This is a genomic window from Acinetobacter sp. ANC 3882 (assembly GCF_022549545.1).
Lineage (GTDB): Bacteria > Pseudomonadota > Gammaproteobacteria > Pseudomonadales > Moraxellaceae > Acinetobacter.
Window position 1 is genome coordinate 794,712 of sequence record NZ_JAKZGB010000001.1, and the last position, 13,423, is coordinate 808,134.

A 13,423-nucleotide genomic window follows, 5' to 3' on the forward strand; every position below is an offset into this window, starting at 1 on the left:
GTGTAACTGACCCTGATGCCTCTCAGGGTCATGGCTTATATGGAACAACTATGGCATTAATCGTTCAAAAATATGGCGGTACCTCTATGGGTACTCCTGAGCGCATTTTAAATGTTGCTCATCGTGTCAAGCGTTGGCATGATCATGGTCACAAAGTGGTCGTGGTTGTATCAGCAATGAGTGGTGAAACTAACCGCTTACTTGCGCTTGCCAAAGCCATTACCAGCACCCCTGACCCACGTGAATTAGATCAAATGGTGTCAACGGGTGAACAAGTAACGATTTCCATGTTAGCGATGGCACTGAATTCTATTGGTGTAGAAGCTAAATCATATACAGGTCGTCAAGTTGGTATTAAAACGGACAGCGCGTTTACCAAAGCACGTATCGAATCGATTGATACTGATGTGATGAGCAATGATTTAGATGCTGGTCGTGTCATTGTTGTTGCTGGTTTCCAAGGTTTTGATGCCAATGGCAATATCACAACTTTAGGTCGTGGCGGTTCTGATACATCTGGTGTTGCACTTGCAGCAGCGTTAAAAGCAGATGAGTGCCAAATTTATACAGATGTTGATGGTGTTTACACCACTGACCCGCGTGTTGCACCAAAAGCGAAGAAAATTGATCGCATTTCTTTTGAAGAAATGCTTGAAATGGCATCTTTAGGTTCAAAAGTTTTACAAATTCGCTCTGTTGAATTCGCAGGCAAATATCAAGTTCCATTACGCGTGTTATCAAGCTTTGATAATGATGACGATGGTGCATTTGATGAAGATTTCAAACAAAACGTAGGCACACTAATTACGACTGAGGCAGAAGACGACATGGAACAACCAATCATCGCAGGTATTGCATTTAACCGTGACGAAGCAAAATTAACAATTTTGGGTGTTCCTGACGAACCAGGTATTGCCTCTAAAATCTTGTCACCAATCAGTGATGCAAACATTGAAGTGGATATGATAATCCAAAATGTTGAAGAAGATGGCACAACTGATTTTACTTTTACTGTAAATCGTAATGACTTAGCAAAAGCAAAAGCAATTTTAGATCAAACAGCCAACAGTATTGAAGGTTGTGAAGTTGTGACGCGTGATGACATCGTAAAAGTGTCTATCGTTGGTGTAGGTATGCGTTCTCATGCGGGTGTAGCAAGCAAAATGTTTACTGCATTGGCTGAAGAAAGCATTAATATTCTCATGATTTCTACATCAGAAATTAAGATTTCTGTGATCATCGAAGAAAATTACTTAGAGCTAGCAGTTCGTTGTTTACATACAGCTTTTGGTTTAGATCGTGAACATGGCGAAAGCAGTGTACGTGCTTAATTAATAGCTGCTTAAACATATTTACTCGCAAGTAAATAAGAAAAAAAACAGAGCCACTATAGTTTTTTTTATAGTGGCTCTGTTATATTAGGCCTTGAGGTTGTAAAGATGATTCTCACAGAACTTACGAAAAAAAATGTTTTTTACATATTTCTGTTAGAATTTTCTGTATATTAAGCTGTGCTTTCGAACAATGAATTCCCTGTCGCAAGTTTAAGCGTTTAGCAAGGAGATAAACATGCTGATTCTGACCCGTCGTGTCGGAGAAACATTAATGATTGGGGATCAAGTCAGTGTTACTGTGCTTGGCGTAAAAGGCAATCAGGTGCGTATTGGTGTAAATGCTCCAAAAGAAGTTTCTGTGCATCGTGAGGAAATTTACCAACGTATCCAACATGAACGTGCCATGCATGAGCATCTGCAACATCTTGATCAAGATTTTCAACATTCTTTTGAAGAAGATAATAACGATTTTCCTCGAAATAATAACTTCAATCGTTAATACCCTGTGTGCTTCTCCAAAAATTAAAGCGACTATTCTTAGTCGCTTTAATTGTTTTTATAGACCTAAAACTTTCTTTACAGGTCCATAGCTACGACGGTGTTGATCAATCACACCATGAGCCGAAATCGCTTCAAAATGTGCTTTGGTTGGATATCCCTTATGTTTAGCAAAACCATAGTCTGGGTATTGCTGATCCAACTCATACATTTGCCGATCACGTGTGACTTTCGCCAAAATACTGGCAGCACTAATCTCTGCATGGCTGGCATCACCACCGACAATTGCTTCACAAGGAATGGTGATTCCCTTTGGAATCTGATTGCCATCCACAATCACTTTGACAGGCTGAGTATTTAATGCTTCAACTGCACGACGCATCGCAAGAAAAGTCGCTTGTAAAATATTAAACTCATCAATTTCAGCATGTGTTGCTTCGGCAATGGACCAAGCCAAAGCTTTTTCCTGAATCTCTAAGAACAGTTTTTCCCGTTTTTTTTCAGTCAGCTTTTTAGAATCATTTAAACCCTCAATCGGATTATTCGGATCTAAAATAACTGCAGCAGCAACAACGGAACCCACTAAAGGCCCACGCCCTGCCTCATCTACACCAGCAACTTTCATATAAAATCTCTAAAGGCTGATGACTCAGCCTTATCTTATTAACCGGCTTTCTTGAACGTTTCAGCTACGCATGCATTTACAGTTTGAGAAACGACTTGAGTCACAATCGTCGCACGTGCTGTTGGATCAATCGCAGCGGTTGCTAATTCAACTGCTGTAACGCTGTTTGGCGCTTTTTCACTGACACAACCACACACTTCAGTTTGGATATTGTCACGCTGCTCTGCTGTCATTACACGTGTCGCTGTTTTCCACGCTGGTAGTGTATTAATCTCATTAATACATTTCGCATTTACAGCAACTTTTAACGCTGCCATACCTAACTGCTGTGAAGTTGTACCCGCTGAGTTATTTCCATCTGGGGTAACACAACCACTCAAAGCTAAAACGACAGGGGCAACAATAAGTACCAACTTTTTCATAATTTCTATCCTGTATCTAAATTTTGGCAGGCGTATTGTGCCTAAATGACGGCTTTTATGATATGACTCAGCTTCATATTTACATAATTAAACAATGATAAATGATTTAGACAACAATGACCGTTCTACGCATAAAACGCTCCGTTACACTTCCGATATATGAGAAAGAACAAGGGCTAACTAGAATTAAAAACACCCATCTATAACAAAGCCAGGATGTTGCAATGCCAACCTCAGCACAATATTACACGCGTACGGCACAAGTTATACATTGGCTCATGGCTGCAATTTTTATCACTGCTTGGCTGATTGGCTTTTACAGTGGCAACTTTCTCAGCTATGACGTTGATGGTAGCTTCAAGGGAACCGTGATTACCCTACATAAAAATATAGCTACAACCATTATTTTCTTAGTGGTGATCCGTATTTTTTGGCGCTACACCCACCCTGCACCAGAATTACCAGACACCATGTCACCGACAATGAAAATGTTGGCACATGTTGGACATTTATTCCTGTACTTAATGCTACTCGCTCTGCCAATTACGGGCTGTTTATTTAGTTGGAGTGCTGGACACCCCGCTCCAGTTTTATATTTATTCGAAATTCCACGTTTAGTACAAGACAATCCAGAATTACTGGCAATTGTTAAACCCTTACACATTTATCTTTCTTGGTTTGCGGGCTTATTGGTTGCTGGACATGCTTTGGCCGCCATTAAACACCATCTGATCGATAAAGATAATGTCTTGCTCAGCATGTTGCGTCAGCCTAAATAATACTTAAGACATAAAAAAACCGCTTTACGCGGTTTTTTTAATTTAGATCTTTTTCACTTCTGCAATCCACTTTTGTTTTTCTTCATCAGAAATAAATGAAGCTTCAAAAGAGTTAATTGCCAATTGCTTTAATTCATCATTGCTTAAATCCAAAGCCTGCTGAATCGCAACAAAGTTATCATTCATATAACCACCGAAATATGAAGGATCATCTGAATTGACCGTTACCAGTAAGCCCTTTTGCAATAAACGGCGAATATTGTGTTCGCCCATATCATTGACCACACAAAGCTTTAAATTACTCAAAGGACAAACCGTTAATGGCATTTTCTCAGCGATTAAACGCGCCATTAGACGCTCATCTTCCTCAGAACGTACACCATGATCAATACGATTTACTTTTAATAAATCCAAAGCTTCCCAAATGTATTCTGGTGGACCTTCTTCACCTGCATGCGCAACAATCAAAAAGCCTGCTTCACGTGCTTTGGCAAAAACACGTTCAAATTTTGCAGGAGGATGTCCAACTTCACTTGAATCCAAACCAATTGCAATAATGTCATCTTTAAATGGCAAAGCTTGCTCAAGCGTTTCAAATGCTTTTTCTTCGCTCAAATGACGCAAGAAACACATAATTAACTGAGAACTAATGCCCAACTTGGTTTGTGCATCCGTACAGGCACGTTTTAAACCCGCAAGTACTGTTGCAAACTCAACACCACGCTCGGTATGTGTTTGCGGGTCAAAGAACATTTCTGTGTGCACCACACGATCTTCGGCACATTTCTCAAAATAAGCCCAAGCAAGGTCATAAAAATCCTGCTCATGCACAAGCACATTCGCGCCTGCATAATAAATATCTAAGAAAGATTGAAGATTATGAAAGTTATACGCTTGTTTCACTTCTTCAACTGATTGATAAGGAATCTGAATCTGATTACGCTGTGCAATTGCAAACATCAGTTCTGGTTCAAAAGTCCCTTCAATATGCACATGCAATTCGGCTTTGGGTAAAGCACGAATCAGCTCGATTTGATTCATATTAACTCCAGGTCTAAAGAAAAAAGGGTGTTACCGAAATAACGCCCTTTTAGGCTCTCTTCACAATGAGCTGTAAACACATACTGCTCAAGAAGAAAATGATAAAAGAATTTGCTTAACCACCAAATGCAACAAACTTAAATACCCACAGCGCTGCAATAATCCAGACCATATAAGGCACTGTCTTTGCTTTGCCTGTCAGTAATTTAACCAATGCATAGCTGATAAAGCCCATCGCAATACCATCTGCAATTGAGTAGGTAAATGGCATAAATACGATGGTTAAAAATGCAGGAACAGCTTCAGTGATATCATCCCAATCGATATGAGTGATTCCCTGAATCATCAACACACCAATGAATAACAACGCTGGTGCTGTTGCAAAACCGGGAACAGATTGAGCCAATGGTGCCAAGAACAAGCAGCCAATGAACAAGAAAGCAACCACAACTGCTGTTAAACCAGTACGACCACCAGCAGCAACGCCTGAAGCTGATTCAATATAAGGCGTGGTTGAAGATGTACCTAATGCTGCGCCTGCAACAATTGCCGTTGAATCAGCGAATAATGCTTTCTTCAACCGGGGTAATTTACCATCTTGCAAGAGGCCTGCACGGTGCGAAACACCAACCAATGTCCCTGTACTATCAAATAGATCAACAATAAAGAAGACAAAAATCACCCCAACCATACTGGCTGTAAATAGACCTTCGAAGTCCATTTGCATAAAGGTGGGTGCTAAAGAAGGAACTTGACCGACAACACCTTTAAATTCATTCAAGCCCATTGCTGTTGCAATAGCAGTCACAACAAGAATACTGAGAATAATCGCACCACGAACTTTAAATTGGTGCAAAACCACAATCATTAAAAAGCCGAATAGTGCCAACAATACCGTTGGTTGCTTGATATCCCCTAAACCAACCAAGGTCGCTGGATTATCAACAATAATACCTGCATTTTTAAGTGCAATTAATGCGAGGAATAAACCAATACCACCGCCAATTGCAAATTTAAGTGACATTGGAATCGCATTGACAATCGCTTCACGAATTTTAAAGAAACTAATCGCAAGGAAAACCAAACCTGACACAAAGACTGCAGCGAGTGCAGTTTGCCAAGGTACGCCCATACCTAAACAGACAGAATAGGTGAAATAAGCATTTAAGCCCATACCAGGTGCAAGTGCGATTGGATAGTTCGCAATAATCCCCATGACCAAACACCCAATTGCCGCAGCCAAACAGGTTGCAACAAAAACAGCACCATGATCCATGCCAGTTTCAGAGAGAATGAGTGGGTTTACAATGATGATGTAACACATCGTTAAAAATGTGGTTACACCTGCTAGAACTTCTGTTCTAAAGTTGGTTTTGTTCTCGCTCAGCTTAAATAAGCGTTCTAACAAACCAGCCGAAGCATTAGGCGTTGTCATAACATAGCACCTGTTGAAATCTAAGATCGTAGAATGTGAAATCTATACGTTTGTGTTTGCAATCTTTTTTGAATGTACACAAAAAGGTATACAAGGCTAAAAGCAATCTATATGCCAGCTTTGCCCTTGTGATACAGAGGATATGTATAAATTCGATTCCGATATCAAAACGTAAAAAGCCGCATATCAACATGCAGCTTTTTATTTAATGGTAAATATTTTAACAGATTCTATTCAAAACTTGAGTACCACAATACAAAAAAAGCGCATTTGATATCCAATCTCGGATGATTGGCGCAATAATGAATGCATTACAGCCCTAGAAACTAGTTACTCCGCTGATAGGACGACAAATGCGTATGCGGATTATGCTGTATCGTGTTCAGGCTATTTTCAGCATCTTGAACAATCTTCATCAACTCTTGACGTTTCTTTGCTTGGGCATCGACATAAGCCACATAACCCAAAATAAATATAGAGAAAGCCAAGACGATCGCAATTTTAATCTTCATTATTATTATCTCTATTATAAGTTTTCTTTGATATTAACAAAAAACAAGGCAAACGAGAACAAAAACACATATTAAAATCACAAATGATAACCACATCACAATTATATAGTTATTCTAACAAGTTTTTTGCTCAATTTTCGTTCAATCAAATAATAGAATATTCCAGTTTTTTTAGCAATGACATTTTATATAATTCAATAAGATAGATAAAAATTACATCTTTATAGTCGAAAAAATCCTTCATTTTCAGCATCTAAAAAATAAAAAGCACTTTTCCCGAAGGAAAAGTGCTTAAAGTCACAATCAAATATTTATATTAGAACTGGTAGTTCAAACGCACCAAGAAGTTGCGTGGTGTACCAGGCATAGATTCTGAACGCCAGTATTCTTTATTGGTTAAGTTATTGACCGCTATCGTAATGTTCCAAGGATTAGCACTGTAACCAATTGCAGCATCAACGCGGTTAAACCCATCAACAGCAGTCTGGTTATTTACATTTGTATAGTATGAACCCACATGAGTCACACCAACTTCACCATACAATTGTTCTGTTGGTAGATAACGAACAAATAGATTACCAGTATTTTTTGAATTAAGTGCTAATTGATGATCTACATTTGCAGGGGTTCTGACATCTTTTTTCACTTTAGCGTCTGTATATCCATAACCACCGCGAATAAAGACATTATCCAATACACGCCCAATAAAACTAAACTCAATCCCTTTAGATTCATGTTGACCAGCAACGGCCCAATCATCAGGTTTTTCAGCATCAGGTAAATAACGAATATTATTTTTACGGATATCATAAACAGAAAGTTGTGTATTTAGACGATCATTCAACCAATCGCTTTTAATACCCACTTCATATTGTTCATTGTATTGAGGTTCTGCATCAAAAGTATTTAATTTAGTATTGGCAGAAACAACACTCAACCCAACACGACCGCCAAAGGGTGCAAAACTTTTGCTATAAGATGCATAAAGACTTTGGTGTTCAGTTGGCTGCCAAACGAAGCCAATATTTGGGCTAAAGCTTTCGCCATCAATACGGCGTTTGTGATTAATATCGTCAGGTGTCGTCAGACGATTGGTCGTTGCAGTATCATAGTAGTCATAGCGACCACCTAGCATGACTTTAAAATAATCATTAAAACTGATTAAGTCCTGAATAAATAAGCCATAACCTTCACCTTGGTTATAGTTATGTTGATTAATTAACTTTTCACCGCCACGATTCTGCTGTGTAAGTGCACCAGTTACAGGATCATAGAATCCATCAATTCTTGAACCATCGACATTTTTATTGGCTAAGAATGGTTCACGTTGCTCATAAGTCCAATCCCCCCCTACCAATAGATTATGCTTTAAACGACCTGTATTAAACTCACCACGAATATCAAAGGTATTACTAGTCGTTTTATTATTGGTTTTCTGCCAATAATATATTTGAGAGATTTTTCCAACATTATTATAACAACGACGTTGTTCTACAGGAACATAGCTGCTATCACCTTCTTTACTACTTTCACCATTACTAGTTGTCGCCCCAGTTGCACAATATGTACCAGCATAAAAATGATCAAAATTTTGTTCAGTTTGGCGGTAACTTACAGCCCAATGAAAATTCCAGTTAGGTGCAAACTCATAATTCAAGTCAGAACGTGCAACTTGTAGAACATCATTGACGTAGTCACCATCTTGAGCAAAACCAGTTTTAATCGATGTTCCCTTTGGAAGCGAAGTGAATGATGGCCCACGATCAGGTACACGGTGCAATTTGTCATAGGTATATTGCATCGTCCAAGTTAAACCCTCATCATTTTTATAGGTAAAACTTGGAGACAACATCTCAATTTTGTTTTCAATACCTGAACGGAAACTATCAGATTCTCCATATTCCCCAGTTAAACGCACAGCAACGTTATCTGTGAGGACTTGGTTTAAATCTACAGTTGTTCCATAGTTATCATATGAACCACCATAGATACCAACCGAGCTTTTTGAATCAAAGTTGGCGAATTTACTCACCATATTGATTACACCACCACCTGAACTACGACCATAAAGTACAGAGGCTGGACCTTTTAAAATCTCGATACGTTCAATATTTGCAGTACTGCGGCGAACTTGACCACTTTCACGAATACCATCACGATAAATATCGCCTGTATCTGCATTGAAGCCACGCAGGCTAATACCATCACCACGCATGTCATAACTTGTTGATACGCCTGGTGTCCCCTGCAACATCACACTTAGGTCATTTGCCCCATAAATTTTATATTTCTGCACATCAATCGTATCAATCGTCTGTGGGATATCTTTTTTCTTAAGACCATTACGAGTCACACTTGCCTGATCATAATCAATATAACTTTTGATTGGATCAAGCTCACTCATTGCTTCAATTTTAATGGTTGGCATGACGGCTGTTGGCCCAGTCGCCTCATTGGCAAACGCATATTGCGCTTGTAGAAGCATCATGGTTAACAAGCTAAATTTAAAAATAGGCTTGTGATCCATATTCAAAGGTAAAGAACTCATAAAATTTCTCAAAAAACTCAGACAAAAATTAAAAAAATATTAAAAATAATAAAACGATACAATTTTAATAAAAATAATTCTCATTTTCACTATATTTCTTCTTTTTTATCTCTAATTTTGATTAGTTATTCTTTTAAATATGTTTAGATTAATTTACCTATTCAATAAAACGATAAAGGTATTTATCTAAATTTTGATATTGTGAGATGTAAATTCCATTTTTCTACACAATTTTACATTAGGCTACATACAAAATAATTTTATCTTTTTTTGGGGTTTACAGTGAAATATCCAGTTTATTGTGGAAAACTGAGTGTACTTAGCTCAGCGTTACTCGGTATAAGCGCTTCAATTTTTGCAGCGGAACCCCAAATTGAGACCTCACCAACTCCCCCATCTGAACAGAGCACACAGGTTTTACCAACCTTATCTTTTAAAGCCAGTGCTGAACCGCAGAAAAAGAAAGATGATGATATTAGTGCTGTACCTAAAACCATCATTACCCAAGAAGAAATGCTGCAGTATGGTGATCAATCCGTCATGGATGCATTGCGACGTGCGGCTGGATTCCAAATTCCAAGTTTTGGCCAAGGCCCTCGCGGTGGTGGCGGTGCATCAGGTATGCGCTTTCGCGGTGGCGGCGCACCAACATTTTTAGTGAATGGCGAACCTGTACAAGGTGGCCCACGTGGTGGCATGTCAGTTATTGACACCATTACTCCTGAAATGATTGAACGTATCGAAGTGATCAAGCAGCCTAGCGTTGCGCAAGCTTCGGTTGCTTCCTCAGCCGTAATTAATATTATTTTAAAAGAGCCTCTAAACACGGGTCTAAGTGGCTCAGTGAAACTCGGCTATGGTTTACGTGATAGTGGTGAGCAACAATCTGAACGTAAACAGATTAACGTTCAAGCAGATGGTCGTGAAAACCAATGGTCATATAGTGTTTCAGCCAATCAGATGTGGATGGACAATACTTCGATCACCAAAACAGAAACAGCCACCGGAACACGTGAACAACTTCGCACGGTAAACCGTACCATGCAAATGTTTTCACCACGTTTGCAGTACGATTTGGACGATCAACAGAAATTGATTGCAGAATTGTTCTATCGCAATGTCAAAATGGATGGTTATTCATCGAATCAAACTCAGGATGACAAGAACGACAGTATTCGATTAAACACCCGTTATGAACGTAAAGACAAAGATCTGAGTGATAAAATCCGTTTGTCAGTCGAACGTCAAACTGAAACACAACTGACGCGCTCACCTCAAAATACAATTTATACCGATGAAACTGTAAATGAGTATGGTCTTGCCTATGATGGCGTACGAAAACTAGATAAAGACCGTCAGATCAAATTCGGTTTTGATACGCGCAGTAACGAACTCGATAGCAATGTGAGCAAAAGCCTAGATGAGCAGCGCTATGCTGTGTATGGCGAAGGTAGCTGGCGCTTTACCGACCGTCAAACTGTGACGTTAGGGGCGCGTCAAGAATGGCTTAACCGCTCAGGCTTAGTCGATTATCAAGATCAACATTTAAGCCCTGTTCTAGCATATCGTTTCGACCTTACTGAACAGTGGTCAATTCAGACCAACTTAAGTCAAGCGTTTAAAAGCCCAAATACAGATCGTCTGATTCCCAATGTCACCGTTTCCACAGACAGCGATGCAGGAAGTTTGAATAATCCAGATCGTGGTGGAAATCCAAATCTAAAACCTGAAAAAATTCGTGCGGCTGAATCTACCCTTGCCTATGACTCTGCTAGCGGCGGGGTCAGCCTGACTGCCTATCATCGTGAAATTAAAGATTACATCGAAAAAGTCATTACACTGGAAGGTACGCGCTATGTGGAACGACCACAAAACCAAGATCAAGCGACCACCTATGGTGTTGAATTCTCAGGACGTTATGCTTTAAAACAAACTGATGCTGGGCATTCATTTATGCTCAATAGTCAAGTATCGACGATTCGAGCCAAGATTGAAGATGGACAGCATAATGAACGTTTGGTAAGTGATGTTGCCCCTTACAATGCAAGTACGGGCGTATCTTATAGTTTTAAACCATGGCAACTTTCAACCAGTGCCAATATCAGTTATACCCCAGAGTTTACCCGTGCCCTAGATGGCCAGCCTTATGATCGTACTACCAATCAGCGTTTTAGTTTAGACCTGAGTGCAACCAAACGTTTTGCACATGGCTGGGCTGCGAGTCTTAACCTTAACAATGTCTTGAGCACCCACTATAAAGAACGCCTGACGAACCAAACAGATGGTAGCTTATATCAAGCGAGAACCAATGAAAGTATTCCTTCATTGCAGTTTAACCTTGAGAAAAAGTTTTAATCAGTACCTAGCAGCAAATCATTTAACTAATCAAAGCCAGCGATTTACTTGTTGGCTTTTATATTTTAGATGCCCAAAGCGATGCAAGATGTGCTAAAACTGAATAATGACAATACTTTAACTGAGCATGTTATGATCCCAGCAATTGATCCACCTATGCTCTGAATAAAATGAGAACTGAACTAAAAGCGAAGATATTACAAGTCTGCGATGAAAAAATTGCCAAAAAAGGCGATAACGTAGGACTTTCATTTTATGCTTTCTTCGCCAATAAAAATGATGATCCTGAACGCCTCATGGAAGCTGCACACTGGTGGATTATGCAGCATCAACTCGATCATTTTGAAAAAGCCACTAAAATTAAAGCATTGATCTTGGCACAAGCCGATTAACGACTAGACTTAATACACATCTCGCTGATAACGCTGTTCAAGCTTGAGTTGCTCAACCCATTCAACACCCAAAAGTTCTTTTAAAGCTTGATCAACACCACTCGCCATGCCTTTCAAGCTACCACAGACATAAATAGCTGCACCTTGTTGAATCCAAGCCTGTAATCGAATGGACTGGCTTCTTAAACAGTCTTGCACATACACTTTTTCAGCTTGATCGCGAGAAAATGCATAATCCACCTGATCTAGATAGCCATGCTGCTGCCAGTAGTTAATTTCTGCCTGATAAAGATGATCAAACTGCTGCTGTCTTTCACCAAAAATCAGCCAATTTTGTTTATAACCCCAGTGCTCTCGTTGACGCAAATGCGCCAATAAACCAGCAATCCCAGTCCCGTTGCCAATTAAAATCAGAGGTCTTGCATCATGTGGCAAATGAAAATTTGGATTATGCCGAATATGTGCTTGTACGCATTGATCAGGTTGCAACCCCTCAGTCAGCCAACCAGAACCTAAACCTAATCCAGCTTCTGTTTGCTGCTGTCTAACCACCAATTCGAGTAAACCATTTTCAGGTAGGCTTGCAATTGAATACTCGCGCTTTGCTAAAGCTTCAAATTGATCTATCCATTGTTCAAATATTTGATCTCGTCTGGCTGGGAGTTTTCTTAAATTTAACGTTCTTAATTTAGTGGAAATCTCCGCATTTTGATTGCGCTGATGTAAGACCAAAAACTCCTGAATTTCTTTCAGATTGTTCTCACATTGGATTTCCAGAATATCCCCTGATGACCAGACCAGCTCTTCATCGCCAATCAATTGAACTTTATAAATTGGCTCACCGACACTGCCTTTATTTAAACACTGACGATGGGCAAATTTTAATGGCAACATCTGTTGGGAATTTGCTAAGTCACCCAAGCTCACCGATGTCAGTTGCTCTAAACCACTCAACCATTGTTCCAAATCACGACTATTCAGTTGATCAACCAAAACCGTATGAAATAAAATTTGTGCCTGATGTTGAAGCAACCATTGTTCTAATCGCTGTCCAAACTGACAGAAGTTCGCATAACGCCGATCTCCCAATGCCAATATTGCAAATGATAAATGGGATAAATCTAAGTCCTGAGCAAATGCTTTATTGATAAAAGATTGTGCGCTATCAGGTGCATCCCCTTCACCATAGGTACTGACCACCCATAAAATTCTTTGTTGTTCAGTGAGATCATCAATACTGAGATCTTGAATAGTTTTGACTACGATCTGATCATCAACTAAACGTAGTTGTTCAGCGGTATGTCTCGCCCAGATTTCTGCATGTCCAGATTGGCTCGCATAGATGACCAAATATGAAGGATGCAATTGCGAAGATGACTTTGAACGTTTTTGCTGCCAAAGCAAGTACACCACAATAAAAAGATGCAGACCCAATAATATTGCCAAAATCGCAATAACGATCAGCACAGCCTGTGTCATGAC

At 39.5% G+C, this 13,423-nt stretch carries 12 protein-coding genes; 5 read left to right on the top strand and 7 right to left on the bottom strand.

Going from position 1 to position 13,423, the window contains the following annotated elements; genetic code table 11:
* The first annotated feature begins 50 nt into the window (after positions 1–50).
* Both MMO42_RS03980 and csrA read left to right on the top strand, forming a co-directional pair.
* On the top strand, positions 51–1,331 hold the full coding sequence (locus tag MMO42_RS03980) for an aspartate kinase (RefSeq protein ID WP_005151971.1): 1,281 nt from the start codon (positions 51–53) through the stop codon (positions 1,329–1,331).
* Positions 1,332–1,569: 238 nt separating this feature from the next.
* Complete coding sequence (csrA, locus tag MMO42_RS03985) at positions 1,570–1,833, top strand: carbon storage regulator CsrA (protein ID WP_005151969.1); 264 nt, start codon at positions 1,570–1,572, stop codon at positions 1,831–1,833.
* 57 nt (positions 1,834–1,890) lie between these two features.
* Here csrA and rnhB read toward each other — a convergent pair whose 3' ends face one another.
* Together rnhB and MMO42_RS03995 are read right to left on the bottom strand one after the other, a co-directional pair.
* The gene (gene rnhB, locus MMO42_RS03990; RefSeq protein WP_241319398.1) at positions 1,891–2,457 is read right to left on the bottom strand and encodes a ribonuclease HII; all 567 of its coding nucleotides are present in this window, start codon (positions 2,455–2,457) and stop codon (positions 1,891–1,893) included.
* 38 nt (positions 2,458–2,495) lie between these two features.
* On the bottom strand, positions 2,496–2,879 hold the full coding sequence (locus MMO42_RS03995) for a hypothetical protein (protein WP_005292968.1): 384 nt from the start codon (positions 2,877–2,879) through the stop codon (positions 2,496–2,498).
* A 224-nt stretch (positions 2,880–3,103) separates the two neighbouring features.
* Between MMO42_RS03995 and MMO42_RS04000 the strand changes: the two genes are divergently transcribed.
* Positions 3,104–3,658: a cytochrome b gene (locus MMO42_RS04000; protein ID WP_005211622.1), complete on the top strand. Its 555-nt coding sequence runs from the start codon at positions 3,104–3,106 to the stop codon at positions 3,656–3,658.
* 42 nt (positions 3,659–3,700) lie between these two features.
* Here the strand turns inward: MMO42_RS04000 and MMO42_RS04005 are convergent, their stop codons facing one another.
* The 4 genes from MMO42_RS04005 to MMO42_RS04020 all read right to left on the bottom strand — a co-directional run bounded on the left by MMO42_RS04005 (position 3,701) and on the right by MMO42_RS04020 (position 9,194).
* Positions 3,701–4,699: an adenosine deaminase gene (locus MMO42_RS04005; protein WP_241319399.1), complete on the bottom strand. Its 999-nt coding sequence runs from the start codon at positions 4,697–4,699 to the stop codon at positions 3,701–3,703.
* 115 nt (positions 4,700–4,814) lie between these two features.
* On the bottom strand, positions 4,815–6,134 hold the full coding sequence (locus MMO42_RS04010; protein WP_004805960.1) for an NCS2 family permease: 1,320 nt from the start codon (positions 6,132–6,134) through the stop codon (positions 4,815–4,817).
* Positions 6,135–6,460: 326 nt separating this feature from the next.
* On the bottom strand, positions 6,461–6,646 hold the full coding sequence (locus tag MMO42_RS04015) for a hypothetical protein (RefSeq protein WP_005151956.1): 186 nt from the start codon (positions 6,644–6,646) through the stop codon (positions 6,461–6,463).
* A 316-nt stretch (positions 6,647–6,962) separates the two neighbouring features.
* On the bottom strand, positions 6,963–9,194 hold the full coding sequence (locus tag MMO42_RS04020; protein ID WP_241319400.1) for a TonB-dependent receptor: 2,232 nt from the start codon (positions 9,192–9,194) through the stop codon (positions 6,963–6,965).
* A gap of 282 nt (positions 9,195–9,476) precedes the next feature.
* On the opposite strand from MMO42_RS04020, the gene MMO42_RS04025 reads away from it, so the two are divergent.
* Both MMO42_RS04025 and MMO42_RS04030 read left to right on the top strand, forming a co-directional pair.
* The gene (locus MMO42_RS04025) at positions 9,477–11,549 is read left to right on the top strand and encodes a TonB-dependent receptor (protein WP_241319401.1); all 2,073 of its coding nucleotides are present in this window, start codon (positions 9,477–9,479) and stop codon (positions 11,547–11,549) included.
* Positions 11,550–11,719: 170 nt separating this feature from the next.
* Complete coding sequence (locus MMO42_RS04030) at positions 11,720–11,941, top strand: DUF6500 family protein (protein ID WP_241319402.1); 222 nt, start codon at positions 11,720–11,722, stop codon at positions 11,939–11,941.
* A 9-nt stretch (positions 11,942–11,950) separates the two neighbouring features.
* On the opposite strand, the gene MMO42_RS04035 is transcribed toward MMO42_RS04030, so the two are convergent.
* On the bottom strand, positions 11,951–13,420 hold the full coding sequence (locus tag MMO42_RS04035) for a sulfite reductase flavoprotein subunit alpha (protein WP_241319403.1): 1,470 nt from the start codon (positions 13,418–13,420) through the stop codon (positions 11,951–11,953).
* Positions 13,421–13,423 lie beyond the last annotated feature (3 nt).

What these genes read in the sequence shown, in the direction of transcription:
- MMO42_RS03980 (WP_005151971.1), top strand. Translation starts at nt 51, where the DNA reads ATGGCATTAATCGTTCAAAAATATGGCGGTACCTCTATGGGTACTCCT.
- csrA (WP_005151969.1), top strand. Translation starts at nt 1,570, where the DNA reads ATGCTGATTCTGACCCGTCGTGTCGGAGAAACATTAATGATTGGGGAT.
- rnhB (WP_241319398.1), bottom strand. Translation starts at nt 2,457, where the DNA reads ATGAAAGTTGCTGGTGTAGATGAGGCAGGGCGTGGGCCTTTAGTGGGT.
- MMO42_RS03995 (WP_005292968.1), bottom strand. Translation starts at nt 2,879, where the DNA reads ATGAAAAAGTTGGTACTTATTGTTGCCCCTGTCGTTTTAGCTTTGAGT.
- MMO42_RS04000 (WP_005211622.1), top strand. Translation starts at nt 3,104, where the DNA reads ATGCCAACCTCAGCACAATATTACACGCGTACGGCACAAGTTATACAT.
- MMO42_RS04005 (WP_241319399.1), bottom strand. Translation starts at nt 4,699, where the DNA reads ATGAATCAAATCGAGCTGATTCGTGCTTTACCCAAAGCCGAATTGCAT.
- MMO42_RS04010 (WP_004805960.1), bottom strand. Translation starts at nt 6,134, where the DNA reads ATGACAACGCCTAATGCTTCGGCTGGTTTGTTAGAACGCTTATTTAAG.
- MMO42_RS04015 (WP_005151956.1), bottom strand. Translation starts at nt 6,646, where the DNA reads ATGAAGATTAAAATTGCGATCGTCTTGGCTTTCTCTATATTTATTTTG.
- MMO42_RS04020 (WP_241319400.1), bottom strand. Translation starts at nt 9,194, where the DNA reads ATGAGTTCTTTACCTTTGAATATGGATCACAAGCCTATTTTTAAATTT.
- MMO42_RS04030 (WP_241319402.1), top strand. Translation starts at nt 11,720, where the DNA reads ATGAGAACTGAACTAAAAGCGAAGATATTACAAGTCTGCGATGAAAAA.
- MMO42_RS04035 (WP_241319403.1), bottom strand. Translation starts at nt 13,420, where the DNA reads ATGACACAGGCTGTGCTGATCGTTATTGCGATTTTGGCAATATTATTG.